The organism is Collinsella sp. TF09-1AT, assembly GCF_003436895.1.
In the GTDB taxonomy this organism is placed as follows: domain Bacteria; phylum Actinomycetota; class Coriobacteriia; order Coriobacteriales; family Coriobacteriaceae; genus Collinsella.
Genome location: NZ_QSRC01000005.1, coordinates 129,348 through 151,346, shown reverse-complemented (window position 1 = coordinate 151,346; position 21,999 = coordinate 129,348). Strand labels below are relative to the sequence as shown.

Sequence of the window (21,999 nt, the reverse complement as noted above, 5' to 3'; positions counted from 1 at the left end):
AGAGCAACAAACATAAGCTTCGGGACGTGGCGCAGCTTGGTAGCGCACTTGACTGGGGGTCAAGGGGTCGCTGGTTCGAATCCAGTCGTCCCGACCAGAAGTTTGCAGGTCAGGCACCTAGTGCCTGACCTTTTTTATCAAGAACCAACGTGGTAAGCAGCGAAGAATCAGCGGCTTTCTTGATCGATACTTTCGCTCAACAAAAACTTGTACGCCAGCCTCCAAAAACGTTATTTTTCGACATGTTTGGAGGCTGACATACACAAAAACGGTACATTCACGTTGCGACAGCGCCTTCCTCATGTCTGGACTCTCTATGCTTACGCTGGATAGACATCGCCAGAACGGGTATAGTATCGAAAGTTTTATCGTTAACCAGCGGGGGAGTCCTGTGGGCATCAAAAAGAAGATCAAAAAGGAGCTTATCGGCACTTCCGATTACCCGTCGAATAAGATCTTTACGATCTCCAATTTCATCACCTTTACGCGCCTGATCCTCACCCTGGTATTTCTGTACCTGTTTGTGACGGATAACAACCGCGTCATCGCCATCGTTATCTACGCCGTTGCCGCCTCCACCGACTGGATGGACGGCCAGATCGCCCGCATGACTAAGACGGTCTCGTGGCTCGGCAAGGTCATGGATCCCATTTGCGACCGCGCGCTGCTGTTCACCGGCGTACTTGGCCTGGTGGTCCGCGGAGAGCTGCCCATCTGGGTCTGCGTGCTCATTATAGGCCGCGACATCTATCTGGGCATTGGCACGCTTATCGTGCGTCATTATCACCGTCGCCCCATCGATGTCGTCTTTCCCGGAAAGATTGCCACCGCGCTGCTCATGACCGGCTTCTCGCTCATGCTGCTCGGGTTCCCCGTTGTTGACGGCCTGCGCCTTTTACCTTCAACCCTCACGGCCTTCCCGGGCCTCAACGGAAGCTCGGTGCCCCTCGGCATCTTCTTTGTGTATGGTGGTGTGATCTTCTCCATGCTCACCGCTGTCATCTACTCCATTAAGGGCAGCGTGGCCATTAAACAGGCTCTCGCGCATCCCGAGGACGAGGACATCGACTTTCTTAACCCCGAAATCGAAGACTGATTCGTTGGGGTATGATTACGTACGGTTCATTATTTGCGGCACGTCCGCGATAAGTTAGGGGTTGTCATGGACAACATGGTTAACAATATACCTCAGAATGATAAGACTGCTGACGCTACCTGCGTATTCCGCGTGCCTTCAAGCGACGTCACCGTTCCCGACCTCATGGCCAACGTGCGCATCACCGCCCCCGTTCTGTCCATCGTCAAGGGTCCGCAGACTGGTGCCGCCTTTGAACTCGAGGACGACGTGACCACCATCGGCCGCGATCCCGCGAATGGCATCTTCCTCAACGACATGACTGTCTCGCGCAGCCACGCACGCATTATTCGTGAGGGCCTGGGCGCCCGTATTGAGGATCTGGGCTCGCTCAATGGCACCTGGGTCGACGGTGCCATTGTCAACGCGGCTCCGCTGCACGACGGCTCTTCCGTTCAGATCGGTACGTTTACGCTCATCTACCACGAGAGCACGCCGGAGCGCATCGAAACCGGTGAGTAGGGCATGGCCGAACGCAACTATCTGAGTATCGGCCAAGTCGTCAACCTACTTCGAGGCGCATACCCCGATCTTTCGAACTCAAAAATTAGATTTCTAGAAGATGAGGGGCTCATTACCCCTCATCGTACGCCTAAGGGATACCGTCAGTACTCCAAGGAGGACGTTGACCGCTTGGAGGTCATCCTGCACCTGCAGAAGACCCGCTATATGCCGCTCAACGTGATTAAGCAGCGCTTGGAAAACGCCACGGACCTGTCAACGCTCGCCTACGAGGTGGGCTTGCTGTCCGATGTTCCGCTTAAGACAGAGCCCAAGGAGACCAAACAAAAGCTGCATCCCATCGAGACCATTCCCGATATGCTGGGCGTCGAGATCTCGTTTATCCGCTCGCTCGCCGAGAACGACCTCATTCGCATCATCAAGAGTCCGCAGAACCGTGAGCTCGTCGATGGTCGCGATTTTCCGATCATCCGCTACTGCTCCGAGCTGTCACGCTTCCATATCGAGCCGCGCAACCTGCGTCAGTACGTGTCTTCCGCCAACCGCGAATCCTCGATGTTTGAGCAAGTGCTCGTAAGCATGCTCGGCATGGATACCTCCGATGACGAGCGCGACGCCAAGCTCGAGCGTGCGTTTAAGAAGCTTCACGACCTGACGGAAGGCGTGCACACCGCGTTGCTCAAGAACCGCGTTTTTGAGTCGCTCAACGCCGTGGTCGAGGATGCCGACATCGATGCACTCGATGAGGAAATCGCTCGCTCCGAGTCCACCAAGGCCAAAAACGAAGAAGCTGCCGCGCCGGCTTCACACGAGGATTCTCTCGTAAAGCCGCTCAAGGTCGTCGCCCCCTCGCAATCCGACACTGTCACCGCGGGCAAATAACAGCTACCGCTTATCCGGCAACCCATTGAAAGGTCATGCAATGTACGACTTCGAATCTCAAATCGTCGACATCCCCGACTATCCCGAGCCCGGAGTCATCTTTAAAGACATCACGCCGCTCTTTGGCAATCCCGAGGCACTGAAGGCCATGGTGGATGCGCTGGCCGAGCATTTTGCCGACATGGGCATTACTAAGGTCGTTGGCCCCGAGGCCCGTGGCTTTATGGTTGGCGTACCGGTGGCTGTAGCCCTTGGCGCCGGCTTTGTTCCCGCACGTAAACCGGGCAAGCTACCGCGCGAGACCGTGAGCCAGAGCTATGAGCTCGAATACGGAACGGATTCCATTGAGATCCATGCCGACGCTATCAGCTCTAAAGATACCGTGTTGATTCTGGACGACTTGGTCGCGACGGGCGGAACCGTCGAGGCAACAGGTAAACTGGTGCGAGATATGGGCGCAAAGCTTGTCGGTTACGGTTGTATCCTTGAGCTTGCGTTTCTCAACCCGCGCGAGAAGCTCACGCCGTCTGATGACGATGTGGAGCTCTTTAGCCTGGTGACGGTGAACTAGCCGTTACCCTTAGTTACTGGAAAGGAAGCTACATGCGCACAGCAAACACGCACAAAAACATGGCACGCTGCGCTGCTACGGCAACCCTCGCTTGTGTTTTGGGCTTGGGCCTCGCGGCTCCTGCCTACGCCGATACCGCATCCGACCTTGCCGCTGCTCGTACGAAGCTCGAGCAGATCGGTACCCAAACCCAGCAGATTTACGATGAGCTCGCCACGCAGACGCAGGCGCTCGACCAGACTGCTGGCGAAATCACTCAAAAGCAGCAGGAGATCGCCGATGGTCAGGCCAAGCTCTCGACCTATGTCGCCGGCGAGTACAAAACCGGCGGTCTGAGCCTGCTTCAGGTTCTGACCGGCGTCGATGACCTGAGCGATATGCTCAACCGTCTGTTCTACTACGGCAAAGTTTCCGATAAGCAGGCTCAGACCATTCAAGAGGTTAAGGAGCTTAAGCAGCAGCTCACCGATAAGCAGGCCGAGCAGGAGAAGAACGTCGCCACCACGCAAAAGAAGGTCGACGAACTTAACGCCCAGCAGGCTGAAGCCCAGAACGTCGTAAACTCTCTGGATTCTCAGCTGCAGGCTGAGCTTGCCGCCGAGGCCGAGGCCAACGCCGCGCTGCAGGCCGGCATCAACGCCAGTACCGCCGAGAAGGCCACGGTGAGCAACGAGACTGCCGGTACGACCGAGAACACCAACAACGGTGGCCAGACCAGCAATAACAGCAACCAGGGCGGCAACACTCCGGCTCCTACGCCGGCACCTGCTCCGACGCCGCAGCCCCCGACGCCCGCTCCGGCTCCGGCTCCGGCGCCTTCCGTTCCGAGCCAGTCCGTCGATGGCGGTTCTGTTGTCTCGCGTGCATACAGTAAGCTTGGTTGTGCTTATTCCTGGGGCGGAATTGGCCCGAACAGCTTCGACTGCTCTGGTTTTGTTAGCTACTGCCTCACTGGTCGCTATTGTCGCCTGGGCACCACGGGCACCTTTATGGGCTGGACGCGTGTGTCCGATCCGCAGCCCGGTGATGTTGTGGTCAACTCGTACCACACCGGCATTTACATCGGTGGCGGTCAGATGATTCATGCTTCCGACTACAACACGGGTGTTATCATCAGCTCCGTTGCCGCCGGCATGAACAACAACTATATCTTCGTACGCTACTAAGTATTCAGATAAAGCAAACGGATATGGACCTCGTGGCTTTGAGTCATGGGGTCCATTCTTTTGCCTTTAGTGCAGGCCGCTATCTAGTTTTGAATACTAGATAGCGGCCCAATCGGTTAGCAAGAAGGCTATAATTATATGGGAGCAATTAGAAAGGACCCTCTATGAGCTGGGCACTTATCTCAGATTCAAGCTGCAACCTCCGCGATTGGCAACCGACCGCACCCCATACCACCTTTGCATTTGCGCCCCTCAAAATTCGAGTGGGGGAGCGTGAATTCGTCGATGATCTTTCGCTCGACGTTCATGAGCTCAACTGCGCTGTTCAGGCGGAGACGAGCGCTTCTTCGAGCGCTTGTCCCAGCGTAGGGGAGTGGGTCGAGCTCTTCAAATTGGCAGACAAGACCATCTGCATGCCGATCTCTGAAGGCGTGTCGGGCAGCTACAACGCGGCAGCCACGGCTCGCGATATGGTTCTTGCCGAGGAACCGGACCGCAATATTCATCTTGTCAATTCACGCGCAGCTGGCGGCAAAATGGACCTGATCTTCCTGCTGTTCGACCGTTATCTCGCAAGCAATCCGGATGTCTCATTCGAGGATGCTTGCGCATACTTCGATAGCCTTGAGCAGAACAGCAAAATCCTCTTCAGCTTGTGCAATTACGAAAACCTCGCCAAGGCCGGACGTATCCCTAAGGCAGCCGGCGTCATTGCCAACAAGCTCAATATTCGCATTTTGGGCACGGCGAGTGAGGCCGGTAAAATCGAACTCGTCGGACACACCCGTGGCGAAAAGAAGATGTTTGGCAAGATTATCGATACCATGGAGGCCGAAGGCTTTACTGGTGGCGAGGTCGTTATCGACCATGTCGAGAATGAGGCGGGCGCCCAGGCACTTGCCAGCCGCATTGCGGAACACTGGCCCGGCTCCAAGACCACCATCATGCCCTGTAACGGGCTAGATTCATACTATGCCGAGATGCACGGCCTCATTATCGGCTACGGCATGGGCGTGGCTTCGGGCCGATAATGTCCATCAAGACAAACTCATGGGCGGGATAAGGGGCCAGCGCTCTTTATCCCGCCCGTTTTATACGACGGCTAGCTATTAAACCCGTTGAACTTGAGATAGCTCATCAGGTACGCCTTCGAAACGAAGGACGATACCGCACTGCGCACAAGCAGCGACTCACGCGTTACCTGATGCGCGGTATCGGGAACCGGTGTCTGCTCGACGGAAAACGCCGAACGAATCGACGCCTCGAGCTGATCGACCACATAATTGAAGGCCGTCGGGGCATCGTAGCTCAAACGCTGAATGTTAAAGAGTGCCTGCACCGCAGCAATAGGTAGCACCTGCTTAAAAATGCAGATAGCGATCAGGCAGGCAATCTGCTCGCGGCCATATTGCTTTTTGACCGGAGCGGGCACCAGGCCGACCTTCACATAGTTATTAATCATCGATGGCGTAATGACAGGCTGCTCAACGCAAATGGACAGCGGATCCATCCACAGCGCAACATACTCAATAACCTGGTCGCGGTAGAGCGTCACATTGGGCAACTGCTCATAGCGCGGCAGACTCAACGTATTGAGTTTGCGCACGATATCGGACTGAATAAATGCATCGGGCAGCACCGTGGGCTGAATATCCTCAGGCTTAATGCTGACAGACGAATCGGACATCGGAATAACGTGGTTAACGTGGTTCATAAAGGTCCTCCGTTCCTTTTCAATATTGTATTCTAGATTTCCCAGTTTTGCATACCACATAGCCGCCAAGAAAATTGGCGGGACAGTGCACTGATGCATCTGTCCCGCCATTTAGTAAATTGATAACAACTTTACATAAGATATATTATCGTACTTATCCACGGAGAAATGCGTATGCGCTCGTTGCTGCTATGGCTCCGTCCGAAACGGCGGTCACAACCTGGCGTAAACGCTTGGAACGGATATCGCCGGCTGCGAATAAGCCGGGCGTACGGGTGGCCATCGAATCGTCGGTGACAATGCCGCCGTCAGGAGCCAGATCGACTAGATGCTCAATAAGCTCGGTATGTGGCTGCATCCCCGTAAAGACAAAGATGCCAAACGAGCCAAGTTCAAATGACTCGGTATGAGTCTTACCGGATGCATTGTCCTTAAAGGTGATCATCGTTGGCATGGCTTCGCCCGAGAGCTCCACAATACTTGTTTGGTACCTAACTGTAATATTGTCCTTTTCGAGTACTCTCTGAACAACACCATCAGGCGCACGAAACTGGTCGCGGCGCAGCACGATGGTCACGCTGTTGGCAATGTCTGACAGGAACAGAGCTTCTTCGCATGCCGAATTGCCACCACCAATTACAAAGACCTGTTTGCCGCGGAAGAACATGCCGTCACATGTTGCGCAATATGAAACGCCACGACCGCGATACGTATCCTCGCCAGCGAAACCTGCCGGTCGCGGCGTGGCACCCATGCAAGCGATAACACTCGAGGCCAGCGTATCGCCCGTATCGTGATGCACCGTAAACAGCGCTGCATCGGCATCGTAATCGATACCCGTAACCATGCTCCATGCAACCTGTGCTCCCAGGCCCTCTGCATGCTGCTGAAAACGCTCGCCGAGTTCGGCGCCACTCAAGAGCGGAATGCCCGGATAGTTCTCGATCTCATTGGTTGTGGCGATCTGCCCTCCCGACATGCCCTGCTCAATCACGGTCGTCGTCAGGTTGGCACGCGCAGCGTAAATAGCGGCAGCATAGCCCGCGGGGCCGCCACCGATAATCGCAACATCGATCGGCTGATCGGTAGTCATGGAACATCCTCTCGTCGAAACATTGACGTTCTTTGCGCTCATACCCAAATTTACGTGAACATGACACTCATGCACTACAATGATAAATCCGTGTTACAACGTCTAAGGGGAGTTATCGATGGATCAAACGCAGACGAGCGACGACGCTCCCCTGCCCACGCACAGCACTCCCCAATCGGAGCAAACAGCGCTCTTGGCTCAGCAAAAACCTCTCGTGACCATCGTGCACGCCTCGGTCGGCTCAGGCCATAAGGCCGCCGCAAATGCGATTGCGCAGGCCTTCGACCTCATCCGCGGCACCAATGGCATCCCCGAGGATGTTGAGATTGAAGTGCTCGATATCCTTGATTTTGGACGTATTAAATTCGACGGTAATAAGACCGCGGCTTCTTTTACGGGAGCCACGCGCCCCATTTACGACCTGACCTGGAGATATACACTTACGGGACATCTTCTCTGGGGTGGCGGCACGGCATGGTCTCGAATTATGTTCCCCGCCTTCAACGAATATATTCGTAGCCGCAGGCCCATAGCCGTGGTCGCAACGCACATCACAGCAGCCAATGTTGCCGTGGGTGCCCGCGTAATTACGGGTATCGATTATCCGGTCATCTGCGTACCGACCGACTACGAAGTCGAGGGCTGGTGGCCCCACAAGGACACCGATCTATTCTGTGTTGCCAACGAATTTATGTCCGAAACGCTGCGTCCGCGCAAGGTGCCCGAGGCAAAGATTCGCATTACCGGCATTCCTATTCGCACCGGATTCGACACGGATTACGATCGCGAGGAAGAGCTAGCCAAGTTCAACCTCCCCACCGACAAGACCGTCGTGCTGGTTATGGCCGGCGCCAGTTTACCTCAACCGTACGTCCGCTTTCGCGCGGCGATGGACCAGACCCTCCCCTTCCTACGCAGCTTTGAGGACATGCATTTTGTCTTTTTGCCGGGCAAGGATGAGGAATACGCCGCCCGACTCAAGAAGCTCTTCGACGCCATGAAGCTCGAAAACGTCACGGTTCTGGACTACGTGGACGACATGGCGGCCCTCATGCACGGCTGCGACCTGGCAATTCTCAAATCGGGCGGACTCACCGTCACCGAGTGCCTGTGCGCGCACCTGCCGATGATCCTGCTGGGCAAGTCCTATGGCCAGGAAAAGGCCAACACCACGATGCTCACCGGCATGGGCGCCAGTATGCATGTCACCACCGCACGAGAACTCATCGTAACCCTACGTCACTTGCACGATCATCCCGAATCACTCAAAGCCCTACTCATCAACGGCGAAGTTCTACGCCGCCCCCACGCAGCCGAAGACATAGCCATCGCGACCATGGAACTCGTAGGCAAACCCCAAAAGCGCAAACGAGCCTTCTGCCGCTTCTACTGGGGCGAAAAACCTGCGCATATCCGCTAGTCGAATGTCCGCCGATCTGCCGGAGCCGCCCTTATATCATTCCATGCTCAAACATTCTCGCTGCGCTGCGAAACTGCGCGTGGAACGATATAAGGGCGGCTCCGGCAGAACGGCTGCGTTTACTTATTAGCAGCTACTTCGGTATCCCCTCCATTAGAACCTGCAAAGGCAAAACAGGAAAATATAAATACAGTAAGCCGATGCGACAAAGGGACAGCCCCTTTGTCGCATCGGCTTACTAGAAAAGTAAATACTGTTTCAAGCGAGTAGCCGCCCGCCTGCCTCTCACACATATCGTTCCACGCGCAGTTTCGTAGCGAGCGAAGCGAAGCGAGAATGTTTGAGCATGGAATGATATGTGTGAGAGGCGGGCGGGAGGGATACGAGCGCCCCGCGAGAATGTTTGAGCATGGAATGATATATAGGGGCCTCCCACGGGTGAGCGGACATTACAATACGCCGCTAGAACCGAAACCGCCGGCTCCTCGGTCGGTTTTGTCTAGTTCTTCTGCTTCTATGAGGTTGACCGTGGGGACTTCTTGGATGACGAGTTGGGCTATGCGGTCGCCTTTGTTGATTTGGATGTCGTTGGTGGGATCCAGGTTGATGAGGATAACCTTGAGTTCTCCTCGGTAGTGGGCGTCGATGAGGCCAGGCGTGTTAACTATAGACAGGCCCTGCTTGATGGCCAAGCCGCTTCGGGGCTGCACGAAGCCGGCGTAGCCATCGGGCAGGGCGATAGCCAGCCCAGTAGAGACCAAACGGCGTTCGAAGGGCTTCAGGACGCAGTCCTCGTTGGAGCGCAAATCCAAGCCGGCATCGGTGGGATGGGCGTATTTGGGAAGCTCGACGGTGGGGTCGAGACGCTTTATGTTGACGGTAATGTTGGACATGGAATCACCTTAGCTTGTCGAGCTCTTGCAGAAACTCATCGACGTCTTTGAAATCACGGTAGACCGAGGCAAAGCGGATGTACGCCACCTTGTCGATCTTGGCCAAGCGCTTGAGCACCATGTCACCCAACTCATGGGACGTGACGGCCGTCAGCGTGCGAGAGCGCAGCTCGACCTCGATGTCATCGATAATCTCATTGAGCTTCTTAGTGTCGATATCGCGCTTGATGGTGGCGCGCATCAAGCCGACGAGCAGCTTATTGCGATCAAACCGCTGCTTGGTTCCGTCTGACTTAATGACCTCGATTGGGTCTTCGCATCGCTCGAACGTTGTAAAGCGGTAGTTACACGAGCAACATTCGCGACGGCGCTTAATGGTGTTATTTGACTCCTGCATACGAGAATCAACGACGCGGGTATGTGCCTTGCCGCATTTGGGACAGCGCATGGTACCTCCTCTAAAACGATTACAAGGGTACCATGCGACGGTACTTAAATCTTAGGAACGTGCGGGAACTTTAAGATGAGCACCGGCATCGAGCGAGCCATGCTCCAGGTGGTTGACGTTGCGGATCATATCAGAGGTTTCCTGTGTGGAAAGACCCTCAATCGGATGCTCCTGAGCAAGCGACCACAAGGAATCGCCAGACTGAACACGGACGGTCTCGTAGGTAACGTTGGATACCGACTCGGCATATGCGGCATGACGAGCGCTGAAGATCGAGGTAGCAAGTACAAAGAAGAGCGTGAGCGCAACGGCGACGGCGACAATCGTCGGAACCTTCAGGGCAACGCGGGCCGGCGCGACTACAGCCTGCTGATTGCGCTCAGGCTTTACGGTCAAAGGCTGAAAGCCAGAGCGGCCACCCCGAACAACCGTAAAAGTGGGTTCTGCAGGCGTCTCGAGCTTAAGGGCGAGGTTTCCCTGGACCATATTCGTTGCGTTCATCATGTTCTCCTCTCGCGTGTTTTGCTGAGAACAGTTTTATCAAGCCGCGCGGACAAAAATGTCTAGCGCGAGAACGAATGTTCGGTTATTATTATCTTCGAACAGTTGTTCCTGTCAAGCAAAATTCGAACATTTGTTTGACATGGGTAGAGAGGATGCCCTGATGGCTCGCAAAATTACCAAGCGTCAGCAGCAAATTTACGACTTCATCAAGGAATATCAGCAGGAGAAGGGTTATCCGCCCAGCGTGCGCGAGATGGCTTCTGCCGTGGGCCTTTCCTCCCCCAGCACCGTGCACGCCCATCTCTCTGCCCTGGAGGCGCGCGGGCTACTCAAGCGCGATGCCACCAAACCGCGTGCCCTGGAACTCTTTAACGAGGATGGTTCCTCTGTCTCAATTTCTAAATCTGACGAGCCCACCGCACCTCGCGGAACGGTCTCGCTACCGCTCGTTGGTCGCGTCGCGGCTGGGATTCCCATTCTGGCCGAGCAGAATATCGAAGACACGTTTACTATCCCGACCGAAATCGCCACTGATCAGGGTTCCTTTATCCTTGAGGTGCATGGGAGCTCAATGATCAATGTCGGCATCTTCAATGGCGATTACATCATCGTCCGTGAACAAAAGAATGCCATGAACGGCGAAATTGTCGTGGCCATGATCGATGGTTCAGCGACCGTCAAGACGTTCTACAAGGAGCGGGGACGCGTACGTCTGCAGCCCGAGAACGACACCATGGAGCCTATCTATGCAACGAATCCCGTTATCCTGGGCAAAGTCGTCGGCTTGATGCGCCGGTTCTCGTAATGCAAAAACGCATCACAATCTTTGATACCGTCCGCGGGTTTACGATGATTTCTATGGCAGGTTTTCACGCTTGCTATGATCTTGCCTACCTGTACGGCTGGGATATGCCTTGGTTTACCCAGACTGTCTTTCAAGACGTCTGGCGCGCCAGCATCAGTTGGGTATTTTTGTTTATCGCGGGTTGGATGTGCACTCTTTCGCGCAACAATATCAAACGTGCCGCCAAATACGCCTTAGCAGCACTCGTTGTCTGGTTGGCAACAACACTTGTCTCAGTCGACGATTCGGTTAATTTTGGCATCATCTACTGCATGGCCGCATGCACCGGCATCGTGGCGTTGACCGATCCCGTCCTTAAGAAGATAACGGCGAGATGGGGCATGCCCCTATGCCTTGTGTTGTTCGCCCTCACCTGGAGCATCCCCAAAACGATCTACTCTGTCCCCCACCTGGCGTGGCTGGGATTTCCGAGCCCTGGGTTTGTCTCAGGTGATTACTACCCCATCATCCCGTTTATCTTTATGTATCTTGCAGGATACTTCGCCGCACACATAGCGCAGAGTATCGATAAGACCGTCCCTAGCTGGGCCTACGCCAACCCCCTGCCGGCGCTCGCCAGCCTTGGACGTCACGCTCTCCCCTTTTATCTGCTGCATCAGCCCATCATTCTGGGCATTTTGGAGCTCGTCTACTCGGTGCGATAACGCTCGAGCCGCGGTGCAATACGAGCCGGCAGTTTCGCCACAATACGAACGCCATCCTCAAGATATTCCTCATGCAAAAGGGTCCCCTGCTCATGCACCAGCGTGATGAGGGCGCCTTCGCGATAGGGAATGTCGGCGGAAATCAGCACATCGGTGGCGGCCGCCTCGCGAGCAATACGATCGACGAGATCGTCGAGCCCCTCGCCCGTTTGAGCCGAAAACAGAACGGCCTCGGGATAGCGACGACGGAAACTCAATCGATCAACGCTGTCGAGAAGATCGATTTTATTGAATACGGTCAGCGTCAAACGCTCTCCGGCGCCGATCTCATCAAGCACGCGGTCGACAGCCTCAAGCTGCCGCTTATAGTCCTCGTCAGACGCATCTACGACTTTGAGAATTAGATCGGCACCCAACACCTCGGACAGCGTCGATTTAAAGGCATCGACCAGACCATGCGGCAGCTTTTGAATAAAGCCGACGGTATCGGTGATCGTCATGCCGCGACCGCCGGGCAAGCGATACGAACGCGTCGTCGGGTCGAGCGTAGCAAACAGCTTGTCCTGCGAAAGTACCGTAGAGCCGGTCAGGCGATTGAGCAACGTCGATTTACCGGCATTGGTATAACCGGCTAGCGCGACACGAAATGCCGGTGACTCAATGCGACTCTTGGATTGAACGTCGCGACGCTGTTCAACCTGCCTGAGCTCACGACGAAGTGCAGCGATCTTATTACGAATGAGGCGACGGTCGACCTCGAGCTGACTTTCGCCCTGACCAAAGCGTGAGCCGATGCCGCCGCGCGTCTGCTCCTTGGCAAGATGGCTCCACATGCCGCGCAGACGAGGCAACAGATATTGAAGCTGTGCCAGCTGTACCTGTAGGCGTCCCTCACGCGTCTGAGCATGCAGACCAAAGATATCCAAAATCAGTGCTGTACGATCGATAATCTTTACCGGCTCGCCCACGGCTTTCTCCAAATAGGACTGCTGCGAGGGCGTCAGGTCGTCATCAAAAATAACGACATCGGCATCCATGCGATGCACCAGGCCGCAAAGCTCCTCTACTTTACCGGAACCGATAAACGATTTGGGATACGGCTTTACCAAACGCTGAGACAAGCGAGCCACGCACTGGGCACCAGCCGTGTGGGCAAGGCGCTCCAGCTCATCGAGCGAGCGATTGAGCGGCCATGCATTGTCGCGCCACTCAACACCGACTAAAATGGCACGCTCGGGCTCGGGTGCCGTGGGAACAAGGGGGAAACGGGCCATTAGGCAGCCTCAATACGATGCAGGATATCCTCAACGACCTCATCGATCGTACATTCATCCATATCAAACCACACGATACGGTCATCGCGCTTAAACCACGAAAGCTGACGCTTGGCATAACGACGCGAACGCATCTTAATGAGTTCGCGGGCCTCATCCATGCTCATCATGCCATTGAAAACATCGATGATCTCTTTATAACCAATTGCCTGCATCGACGTCAGGGCATCTCCCAGCCCCTGGTCCATAAGACCGCGGACCTCATCGACAAGACCCTGCTCAAACATCAGATCGACGCGCAGATTAATGCGCTCGTAGAGCACCTCGCGATTACGCGTCAGACCAAACCATAGGGCATGATAATGCTCGTGCGGAACACTAAACTGCGACTTTTGCTGCGCATAGGAGACGCCATCATCATGCATCTCGAGCGCACGAATCACACGGCGCACGTTATGGGGATGAATAACAGCAGCCGATTCTGGATCGCGCTCGGCAAGCAGGGCATGCAGTTCTTCCTCGCCAATACGCTCGGCAAGCTCCTGATAGGCCGCACGGCGATCGTCCTCAAGTTCACCCGAGGGAAAGTCCATCTCATCAAGGGCAGCCTTGAGATACAGCCCCGTACCTCCGCAAAAAACCGGCAGGCAACCCGAACCAAGGAGACGTTCAACATGCGCGCGAGCGTCAGCCTGATAAAGCGCAGCAGAATATGCTACACCCGGCTCTAGAATGTCGACGAGACGCAGCGGCGCCGTACACTCATCGGGCACCATCTTTGCGGTACCGATGTCCATGCCGCGATAGATTTGCATCGCATCGCACGACAGCACTTCGGACGAAAGACGAGCTGCCAAACGGTCGGCAACATCACTCTTACCAACCGCCGTCGGACCGACGATCGCAACGGCGGAAAGGCCTGCCCCGGGAGAAACCATTAGCGCGGCTCGCCCACAACGGAACCGGACAAATACCAGGTCTTGGCAACGTCAACGTTAACATCAACGATCTTGCCAACAAGCTGATCGATGCTGTAACCCTCGGGGATAGGCGCATGCACGGTCTGATTCTTGGGACTCTTGCCCAGCAGGACCGCATCGTTCTTTTTACTCGTTCCCTCAATGAGCGCGGGAACCACAGTATGAAGCTCACCCTGGTTATACTCGTGTGCCGTGGTCTCGATAACCTTAACCAGGCGATTGAAACGCTCGAGAATAACCTCATGCGGCGTAGGATCGTCAATCTCGGCGGCCGGGGTACCGGCGCGCTTGGAATAGATGAAGGTATAGGCCTGAGCATAGCGGACCGTCTCGGCAAGTGAGAGCGTCTGCTCAAAGTCTTCTTCAGTCTCGCCCGGGAAGCCAACGATAATGTCGGTCGAGAGCGCGATATCGGGCATGCGGTTGCGAATGCGATCGACCAGGCCCAGATAGTCCTCGCGTGTATAACGGCGATTCATCTCTTTGAGGATCCGCGTCGAACCTGACTGGACGGCCAGGTGCAGTTGCGGCATTACGGCAGGTGTCTCGGCCATGGCGTCGATGGTCTCGGGCAGCAGGTCCTTAGGATGCGAAGACGTAAAGAAGATGCGCTCCACGCCCGTATCGCCCACGGCACGCAGCAAATCGGCAAAACGCGGCTTGCCAAACAGATCGCGACCATATGAGTTAACGTTTTGGCCCAGCAGCGTAATCTCACGCACGCCCTGGCGCACCAGACCGGTCACCTCGTCGACAATTTCCTCGAAGGGGCGGCTCTTTTCGCGACCGCGTACGTACGGCACGATGCAATAGGTGCAGAAATTATTGCAGCCTGTCATGATGGGCACCCAGGCGTGATACTGGGTCTCGCGATGCCACGGCATGCTCATGGCGTCCGTATCCTCATGCTCATTGGTGCGGATATGACGCTTACCATCAAGGAACGCCTCGGCAATGAGCTCGGCCACATGTGCAATGGAATGCGTGCCAAAGATGACATTGACGTTATCGACGTTGGTGAGCAGGCCCTCGCCATCGCGCTGCGCGATGCAACCGCCAACGGCAACCACGCGCTTGCCCGAAGGCGAAGGCGGCAGGCTTTTGCAGGAATTGCACTGACCGTACAGGCGAGTATCGGCGGCCTCGCGCACGCAGCACGTCATGAAGACAACGATATCGGCATGCGCGGGATCGAGCGCCATGAGGCAGCCATACGAATCAAGCAGACCGCTCACACGCTCGGAGTCGTGCTGATTCATCTGGCAGCCAAAGGTGCGGATAAAGTAGGTTTTACCGGCAAGAATATCGCGTACGGAACGCTGGTCCATGTGCATAAGTCCTAACGATGGGGAGCGAAACAAGGCAAGCAGAAGCTATGCCACAGGCTTAACATCATCCATGACGACGTTATCCATAGCAGCTCGATTGATCTGGTGAACGTAGATAGAAAGGCGGATGGCCGTGCGCGACTCCCCGTTAATGAGGATGTCGGAGAACACGGGCGCGCAGGAAATATCAAAACCGGTTGGAATCAAAAAACCGCGCGCGATAGCAACGGCCTTAATAGCCTGGTTGACGGCACCGGCGCCGACACACTGGATGTTGACGGGTACACCATCCTTGACCATGCCGGCGATGGCGCCGGCAACGGACGCGGGCGATGATTTGCTTGATACCTTCAGGCAATCCATGAAGAAACTCCTGCATTTAAAAGTACGTTTTAACTGCAATAACTGTATCGTACCGAGTGGACTCGGTAAAGGCACTATTCCTCTTTGGCAAGATCAAAGGTCACGGTGATTCGATCACGCGAAACACGGATCTTTGGGTCGCCGCAAAGGTTGAGATAGTACCGGGTGGCAAGGTCATTAAAGTCGCGCTCCACAGCACGCGAAAACTGTGCCATATCATCCTTGGCAATACGTAGCCCGCGACGATCCTTTGCGAGATCGACAGGAGCCGGCGCATGCGAGGACGAATCACGCTCGCGCAGCAGACGCGCGGTCACACCGCGAACGGGCTTAATCTGCCCTGCCAAAATGCGATGAGCCGTGCGCTCGGACATCTCAAGACCCAAACCCGCACAGATACGGATAAAGTCCTCAGCATCAGAGGCAAGGCCTAAACGATCGATAACCGGAAGCTCGCTCTCGTCATCAATGAACAGGAGACGAGACGTATCAAGCCGACTTGACGCCTGAGCATAAAGGGTCGCGGCAATCTCAGACGGAGAGCCCAGATAGACATCGCAACCACGCAACTCCTCGAGCGCAAACTCACAAGCAGCGCGAATAATATTATGCGGACCGCGAGCACAGACATAACGTCCGTCCTCATCCTTGACGGCCTGGGGCCAGCTGGACTGATCGGCACGCTCACTGAGGCGGTCGGCTGCGACGCTCACCTTGAAGGCTGAACCAAGATCGACGCCGGACGTGACCACACGGGCCTCGTCGGTGTTCTGCTTGATCGAAAACAATGCCATGCCACGACCGTGAACGCCCCAACGGTCCATCTTCATGCTCTCGAGCTTGGAGGTAACGCGGGCATCGAAGATTCGCTCTTGCATATCCTGCGGAACGCCCGAACCGTTATCCAGAAAGACAAGCGTGCGGACGCCATCTTCCTTGGTCGTGGCGAGATAGACCTTGTCGGCGCCGGCATCTCGAGCATTGCGGAGCATTTCTATGACGATATCCTCGACATGCTGAATGTCGTGTTTTGCCTGGCGCCGCTCAGCCTCCGAAACGCGGAGGCGGACATACCCCTCGCCAAGGTTCTCCTCGACGCGAAGGTTGCCCTCCCCCGACATCGACGCGATAAATGAGATGAGCTCGTTCGCGTCGCTCATGTTATTTAGCGATATCGACAGCGCGGCTCTCGCGAATCACGACGACGCGCACCTGACCGGGATACTCCATCTCTTCCTCGATCTGATGGGCGATATCGTGAGCCAGAACCGTGGACTGGGCATCGGAGATCTTGTCCGGCTGAACCATGACGTGGACCTCACGACCAGCCTGCATGGCATAGGTACGCTCGACGCCGTCATGGGAGTTGGCGATCTCCTCGAGCTTCTCAAGACGCTTGATGTAGTTCTCGGCAGACTCGCGACGGGCACCGGGGCGAGAGGCAGAGACAGCATCGGCGGCCTGTACCAGGACATCGAGCACAGTGTTGGGGTCGACATCGGCATGGTGAGCCTCGATAGCGTGGACGATAACGGGCTTCTCGCCATAACGACGGGCAAGCTCGGCGCCGATAACGGCATGCGGGCCCTCGACGTCGTGGTCGATTGCCTTGCCCAGGTCATGCAGCAGGCCGGCGCGCTTAGCGGTCACAACGTCCAGGCCAAGCTCGGAAGCCATCACGCCACACAGATCAGAGACCTCGAGAGAGTGCTGAAGCACGTTCTGACCAAACGAGGTACGGTAGCGCAGGGCACCAAGGGTCTTGACGATCTCAGGGTGTAGGTCGTGGATGCCGGTATCAAAGGCAGCCTGCTCGCCAGCCTCGCGCACGCGCTGCTGAACCAGGTCGGCAGCCTTGTAGTACATCTCCTCGATGCGGGCAGGGTGAATGCGGCCGTCGGCGATGAGGTTCTCGAGGGCGACACGGGCGGTCTCACGACGAACTGGGTCGAAGCTCGAAAGAACGACGGTCTCGGGCGTGTCGTCGATCACGAGGTTGACGCCGGAAACCTGCTCAAAGGTCCGGATGTTGCGACCCTCGCGACCAATGATGCGGCCCTTGAGGTCATCAGAGGGAATATGCACGGAGGTAACGGTAACCTCGGCAGTGTGGTCGGCAGCGCAGCGCTGAATCGCCAGGGACAAGATCTCCTGGGCAGTCTTGTGGCACTCGGCGCGAACCTGCTGCTCGGACTCGCGAATGATCGTGGCGGCCTCGTGGGTGACCTCGCCGCGAACCTTATCGAGAAGCTCCTTGTGGGCGTCCTCGCGGGTAAGGTCGGCGATTCGCTCGAGCTCGGAGGTCTGCTTTGCGCAGAGCTCCTCGAGCTCACGGGAGCGTTTCTCGACCTGACCGGCCTGGCTGGACAGCTGATGCTCGCGCTTGTCGAGAGCGTCGTTGCGGCGGTCGAGGGATTCCTCGCGCTGCATCACGCGGTTCTCGAGCGTACGAATCTCGTTCTTACGCTGCTTGTCCTCGGCCTCGGCAGCTTGCTTGTTCTTGATGATTTCTTCCTTGGCCTCAAGCAGAGCCTCTTTTTTGAGGGTCTCGGCCTGACGCTTTGCATCACCGATCAAGGACTCAGCCTGTGCATGTGCCGACTGGATCTTTTCGTCGGCCTCGTGAAGACTACCCTGCTTGGCGGTGCGCATGTAGGCAATGGCGGCGATGGCACCCAAAACGATGCCAACGAGCGCTGCGATGATAGGCATGCTCACTCCTTTTGATGGATTCGTTACACAACAAAGCGAACCGTCCTTATGAACGGCTCGCGACATTTGAGTAATATGGGCGCAGCTTATGCGGGTCGGATACAGATAAACATATAAACAAACTCATCACAGATGAGCACATATCACAAAGCAAATGACAGTGTTTATCGTACGTTGAACCACAACAACTGTCAAATAAATGGCCCCAGTACGGCGGCTAAAACAAGGTGAACGGCAGGGGCACAAAACGCATACGCCTAAACAGCACATTCCTCACGTTCGGCATTAAGACGTGCCTTAACGGCATCGGCGGCGATGTGATACGAGAAGCCCTTGCCCATCAAAAACCGAACCAGTTTTTCGAATCCGCGCGTCTCTGGAACACGCCGCTTGGCGAGCAGGGCTGACGCACGCGCCAAATCGTCTTCGACGGCAAAATAATCCTCGGGATAACCGGGAATGTCATCGAGCACGACATGACGGCGCTTGAGCTCGGTCTCGATCTTACGCTGTCCCCAACCGCGCCGCTTGTGTTCCTCGATAAAGTACGCGCAAAAGCGGTTCTCGTCTAAAAAGCGATACTCGGTGGCGCGCTCGACGGCGAAATCGATCGCGGACTGGTGAAAGCCGTAGCGAGCCAGCTTGTCACGGACCTCACCCGTCGCATGGTCGCGGCGCGATAAAATCTCGGTCACCATGGTAAGTGCACATTTACGCTCGATGAGCTGCACCGCTTCACGAAAGTTATCCCAATCACAGGGAAGATCGGGGCGATTTTTGACATACAGGCGCGCGACCCGCACGGGAATCCAAATGGACCGCTCAAAACCGCCCTCAAGCTCACAATCGATATGTGCGCAAGGCTTTTTGGACGCATACCCGCTCGAGAACGAGGAGGCCGCCTTCTTATCGGGAAAGACGACTGTGGCCTCGGTCACCGTATACGACATGAGCGTAACCGCTACTCGTCGTCATCATCGAGCATGGCGGAACCATCGATGGCGTAAAGCTCGTCAAACTCCTCAGGCGCAGGCTGATCGGTCAGCTCGACCTCGGACGGAGCATCGTCATCAAACTCAAGCCCGCAGGCAAGGCGGACCTTATGCTCAATCTCGTCGGCGCAATCGGGGTGTTCGCGCAGGAACGCCTTGGCGGCCTCGCGACCGTTGCCGAGCTTGTCCTCGCCATAGGCAAACCAGGAGCCCATCTTCTTGCAAATGCCGCACTCGACAGCCATGTCCAGAATCGAGCCCTCCTTAGAGATGCCCGTACCGTACATGATGTCGAACTCAGCAGAACGGAACGGAGCTGCCACCTTGTTCTTAACGACCTTGGCGCGCACGCGGTTACCGATAACCTCATCCTTAAGCTTAATGCTGTCGATGCGGCGAATGTCGATACGCACCGAAGAGAAGAACTTAAGGGCGCGGCCGCCCGTCGTGGTCTCGGGGTTGCCGAACATGACGCCGATCTTCTCTCGCAGCTGGTTAATGAAGATGCATGTCGTGTTGGACTTGGACAGCGAGCCGGCGAGCTTGCGGAGCGCCTGACTCATCAGACGAGCTTGCAATCCGACCGTGGTATCGCCGATCTCTCCCTCGATCTCGGCACGCGGGGTCAGCGCGGCGACGGAGTCGACGACGATGGCATCGATGGCGCCGGAACGCACGAGCATGTCAACAATCTCGAGCGCCTGCTCACCCGTATCAGGCTGGGAAATCAGTACCTCGTCGATATCCACGCCAATGCGCGCGGCATACGTGGGATCGAGCGCGTGCTCGGCATCGATAAATGCCACCACGCCACCCATTGCCTGGGCTTCGGCCAGGATCTCGAGCGAAAGCGTCGTCTTACCGGAGGACTCAGGACCGTAAATCTCGACGATACGGCCGCGCGGCACACCGCCGATACCCAGAGCGGCATCGAGTGCCAGAGCGCCCGTGGGGATGGCCTCAACCTCAAGCTCGGGGCCGCCGTCACCATACCTCATGATGGAGCCTTGACCGAACTTCTTCTCGATCTCGGCCTTGGTGGTGGCGATCATCTCTTCGCGCTCTTTACCCGTCGTGGGTGCATGAACGGTACGTACGGGACCTGAATTCTTGGCCATGAATAGCCCTCCTCTTAACAACCTGCATCGATAATAAACGAACGGCTGTTCGTGGTCAACCGTTCAGGCCAATCATATGCAGGCAGTCTTTCCAAAACCCAACCAAACGCCGACCAAATACTGACCAAATGCTTGACCACAAAGGGCCGAATAAGAACAAGGAAGGCAAGAATACACCTATAACCGGCGCAAACGCTAAATTCGCCAGAGGTCCCTATCTCCACAATTAAGGGGCCCTAAGGCCCCTGAAAACACGTCTATTCCATAGAGTTGAGCACAAGGGCAATGCGTCCCAATGCCTCCGCGACCGCATGGGCACGAACACACGAACGGTCGCCCTCATAGTGGCAGCGCACAGAGTCCACGACCGGCACTTCCCCATCAGTCGCGCGATACGCCCAGCCAATATAGAAAGTGCCAGCCGGATCGTCCTCAGTGCCGCCGCCGGGGCCGGCATAACCCGTTGCGCTCACGGCAATATCGCTCTGGTATAGCTCCAGCGAACCCGCCGCCATCTCGCGCGCGGTCTGATGCGACACCGCGGTATAGCGGTCGAGCGTCTCCTGATCAACACCCAAAACGCGATGCTTGATCTCATCGCAGTAGGTCACCGCACCGCCACGCAGCACCGCCGAGGCGCCCGGGATATCGGCAATCGTCGAGGCGATCATACCTGCTGTCAGCGACTCAGCCGTCGAAACCGTCACGCCCCGAGCGCTCGCGCGCTCGACAATATGACGCGCCAGCTCCTCGTTATGTGCGGAAATCTGCTCAAAAGAGTCCGTCATACCCACCAGGACCTAGACCGAAAAGACGATCTTGCGGCAGTTCCAGAAGTACTGGGCGCCCGAGATAACGGTCAGGACAACGGCAACGGCGTACAGGAAGCGCGATAAAGAGTAGATGCCGAGCGTCAGCGCCACCGGGCCAAGGTGCAAGCCGGCCATCGCAAAGACGCACAGGTAACCGCAGATGGAGACCATCGTGGTCGCCGTCTTGTACTTGCCAAGCTTATCGGCGGCAACGACCACGCCGGCGGCACTCGCAACCATGCGCAGGGCGCTTACCAACAGCTCGCGGAACAAGATGATGAACACGGACCAAACCGACACGGCGCCAAAGTCCAAGAACAGCAGCAAGGCCGAGAACACGAGTAGCTTGTCGGCGATGGGGTCCAAGAATTTACCGAAGTCGGTAATCTCGTTGCGCGAACGAGCCAAGTAGCCATCAACCTTATCGGTGCACGACAGGATGACGTACAGAATAAAGGCGGCGGCGGCGAGCGGGCCGTCGAAGGTGCTCCAATCCGTACCGGCAACGCTCGTGTGAGACAGCGCCGACACGATCATGAACACCGGGATAAAGACGATGCGCACGCACGTCACGATATTGGCGGGCGTCCAGACACTCGTCAGTTCCTTATTGCTCTCGTTAG

At 56.2% G+C, this 21,999-nt stretch carries 24 protein-coding genes and 1 tRNA gene; 10 read left to right on the top strand and 15 right to left on the bottom strand.

The window, feature by feature from the left end:
* Positions 1-20 precede the first annotated feature (20 nt).
* The 7 genes from DXC90_RS06225 (at position 21) to DXC90_RS06195 (ending at position 5,247) form a co-directional block, all read left to right on the top strand.
* Positions 21-97: transfer RNA gene (locus tag DXC90_RS06225), tRNA-Pro, on the top strand.
* Positions 98-391: 294 nt separating this feature from the next.
* The gene (locus DXC90_RS06220) at positions 392-1,096 is read left to right on the top strand and encodes a CDP-alcohol phosphatidyltransferase family protein (RefSeq protein WP_117735207.1); all 705 of its coding nucleotides are present in this window, start codon (positions 392-394) and stop codon (positions 1,094-1,096) included.
* Positions 1,097-1,162: 66 nt separating this feature from the next.
* Positions 1,163-1,597, top strand: coding sequence for an FHA domain-containing protein (locus DXC90_RS06215; RefSeq protein ID WP_199406639.1), 435 nt, complete (start codon positions 1,163-1,165; stop codon positions 1,595-1,597).
* A gap of 3 nt (positions 1,598-1,600) precedes the next feature.
* On the top strand, positions 1,601-2,479 hold the full coding sequence (locus DXC90_RS06210) for a MerR family transcriptional regulator (RefSeq protein ID WP_117735206.1): 879 nt from the start codon (positions 1,601-1,603) through the stop codon (positions 2,477-2,479).
* A gap of 40 nt (positions 2,480-2,519) precedes the next feature.
* Complete coding sequence (locus DXC90_RS06205) at positions 2,520-3,050, top strand: adenine phosphoribosyltransferase (protein ID WP_117735205.1); 531 nt, start codon at positions 2,520-2,522, stop codon at positions 3,048-3,050.
* A gap of 32 nt (positions 3,051-3,082) precedes the next feature.
* Entirely contained in the window at positions 3,083-4,216 is a 1,134-nt protein-coding gene (locus DXC90_RS06200) for an NlpC/P60 family protein (protein WP_199406638.1), read from the top strand.
* Positions 4,217-4,380: 164 nt separating this feature from the next.
* Positions 4,381-5,247 carry a DegV family protein gene (locus tag DXC90_RS06195; protein ID WP_117735204.1) on the top strand — a complete coding sequence of 289 codons (867 nt, stop codon included), beginning with the start codon at positions 4,381-4,383 and terminating at the stop codon, positions 5,245-5,247.
* A gap of 71 nt (positions 5,248-5,318) precedes the next feature.
* Here the strand turns inward: DXC90_RS06195 and DXC90_RS06190 are convergent, their stop codons facing one another.
* Together DXC90_RS06190 and DXC90_RS06185 are read right to left on the bottom strand one after the other, a co-directional pair.
* Complete coding sequence (locus DXC90_RS06190) at positions 5,319-5,930, bottom strand: DUF1836 domain-containing protein (protein ID WP_199406637.1); 612 nt, start codon at positions 5,928-5,930, stop codon at positions 5,319-5,321.
* Between the two features lie 154 nt (positions 5,931-6,084).
* A complete protein-coding gene (locus DXC90_RS06185; RefSeq protein ID WP_117735203.1) occupies positions 6,085-7,023 on the bottom strand; it encodes an NAD(P)/FAD-dependent oxidoreductase in 939 nt (312 codons plus the stop codon).
* A gap of 118 nt (positions 7,024-7,141) precedes the next feature.
* Here DXC90_RS06185 and DXC90_RS06180 point away from each other — a divergent pair, with 118 nt between their 5' ends.
* The gene (locus tag DXC90_RS06180; protein WP_117735202.1) at positions 7,142-8,443 is read left to right on the top strand and encodes a glycosyltransferase; all 1,302 of its coding nucleotides are present in this window, start codon (positions 7,142-7,144) and stop codon (positions 8,441-8,443) included.
* A 449-nt stretch (positions 8,444-8,892) separates the two neighbouring features.
* Here the strand turns inward: DXC90_RS06180 and dut are convergent, their stop codons facing one another.
* The 3 genes from dut to DXC90_RS06165 are packed head-to-tail and all read right to left on the bottom strand — an operon-like array spanning position 8,893 to position 10,285.
* The gene (gene dut, locus DXC90_RS06175; protein WP_117735201.1) at positions 8,893-9,336 is read right to left on the bottom strand and encodes a dUTP diphosphatase; all 444 of its coding nucleotides are present in this window, start codon (positions 9,334-9,336) and stop codon (positions 8,893-8,895) included.
* A 4-nt stretch (positions 9,337-9,340) separates the two neighbouring features.
* Entirely contained in the window at positions 9,341-9,784 is a 444-nt protein-coding gene (nrdR, locus tag DXC90_RS06170; RefSeq protein WP_022093781.1) for a transcriptional regulator NrdR, read from the bottom strand.
* 51 nt (positions 9,785-9,835) lie between these two features.
* Positions 9,836-10,285, bottom strand: coding sequence for a LysM peptidoglycan-binding domain-containing protein (locus DXC90_RS06165; protein ID WP_158550232.1), 450 nt, complete (start codon positions 10,283-10,285; stop codon positions 9,836-9,838).
* 163 nt (positions 10,286-10,448) lie between these two features.
* Between DXC90_RS06165 and lexA the strand changes: the two genes are divergently transcribed.
* Together lexA and DXC90_RS06155 are read left to right on the top strand one after the other, a co-directional pair.
* Complete coding sequence (gene lexA, locus DXC90_RS06160; protein WP_147326612.1) at positions 10,449-11,093, top strand: transcriptional repressor LexA; 645 nt, start codon at positions 10,449-10,451, stop codon at positions 11,091-11,093.
* A complete protein-coding gene (locus tag DXC90_RS06155; RefSeq protein ID WP_117735199.1) occupies positions 11,093-11,797 on the top strand; it encodes a heparan-alpha-glucosaminide N-acetyltransferase in 705 nt (234 codons plus the stop codon). The genes lexA and DXC90_RS06155 overlap by 1 nt, the downstream gene beginning before the upstream one ends.
* On the opposite strand, the gene hflX is transcribed toward DXC90_RS06155, so the two are convergent.
* From hflX to pgsA, 10 genes are all read right to left on the bottom strand, one after another.
* A complete protein-coding gene (gene hflX, locus DXC90_RS06150; protein WP_117735198.1) occupies positions 11,782-13,071 on the bottom strand; it encodes a GTPase HflX in 1,290 nt (429 codons plus the stop codon). The genes DXC90_RS06155 and hflX overlap by 16 nt on opposite strands.
* The gene (gene miaA / locus DXC90_RS06145; protein ID WP_117735197.1) at positions 13,071-14,009 is read right to left on the bottom strand and encodes a tRNA (adenosine(37)-N6)-dimethylallyltransferase MiaA; all 939 of its coding nucleotides are present in this window, start codon (positions 14,007-14,009) and stop codon (positions 13,071-13,073) included. Before miaA ends, hflX begins: the two co-directional genes overlap by 1 nt.
* Positions 14,009-15,379, bottom strand: coding sequence for a tRNA (N6-isopentenyl adenosine(37)-C2)-methylthiotransferase MiaB (gene miaB / locus DXC90_RS06140; protein ID WP_117735196.1), 1,371 nt, complete (start codon positions 15,377-15,379; stop codon positions 14,009-14,011). Before miaB ends, miaA begins: the two co-directional genes overlap by 1 nt.
* Positions 15,380-15,424: 45 nt before the next feature.
* Entirely contained in the window at positions 15,425-15,742 is a 318-nt protein-coding gene (locus DXC90_RS06135) for a stage V sporulation protein S (protein WP_006235982.1), read from the bottom strand.
* A 74-nt stretch (positions 15,743-15,816) separates the two neighbouring features.
* Positions 15,817-16,902 carry an ATP-binding protein gene (locus DXC90_RS06130; RefSeq protein ID WP_117735195.1) on the bottom strand — a complete coding sequence of 362 codons (1,086 nt, stop codon included), beginning with the start codon at positions 16,900-16,902 and terminating at the stop codon, positions 15,817-15,819.
* 1 nt (position 16,903) lies between these two features.
* Positions 16,904-18,454, bottom strand: a complete 1,551-nt coding sequence (gene rny, locus DXC90_RS06125) for a ribonuclease Y (protein WP_117735194.1) — start codon at positions 18,452-18,454, stop codon at positions 16,904-16,906.
* 257 nt (positions 18,455-18,711) lie between these two features.
* A complete protein-coding gene (locus DXC90_RS06120; RefSeq protein ID WP_117735193.1) occupies positions 18,712-19,404 on the bottom strand; it encodes a regulatory protein RecX in 693 nt (230 codons plus the stop codon).
* Between the two features lie 11 nt (positions 19,405-19,415).
* Positions 19,416-20,564, bottom strand: coding sequence for a recombinase RecA (recA, locus tag DXC90_RS06115; RefSeq protein ID WP_099431786.1), 1,149 nt, complete (start codon positions 20,562-20,564; stop codon positions 19,416-19,418).
* Between the two features lie 257 nt (positions 20,565-20,821).
* Positions 20,822-21,352: a CinA family protein gene (locus DXC90_RS06110; protein WP_117735192.1), complete on the bottom strand. Its 531-nt coding sequence runs from the start codon at positions 21,350-21,352 to the stop codon at positions 20,822-20,824.
* Between the two features lie 12 nt (positions 21,353-21,364).
* Complete coding sequence (pgsA, locus tag DXC90_RS06105) at positions 21,365-21,913, bottom strand: CDP-diacylglycerol--glycerol-3-phosphate 3-phosphatidyltransferase (RefSeq protein WP_233502217.1); 549 nt, start codon at positions 21,911-21,913, stop codon at positions 21,365-21,367.
* Positions 21,914-21,999: the final 86 nt, after the last annotated feature.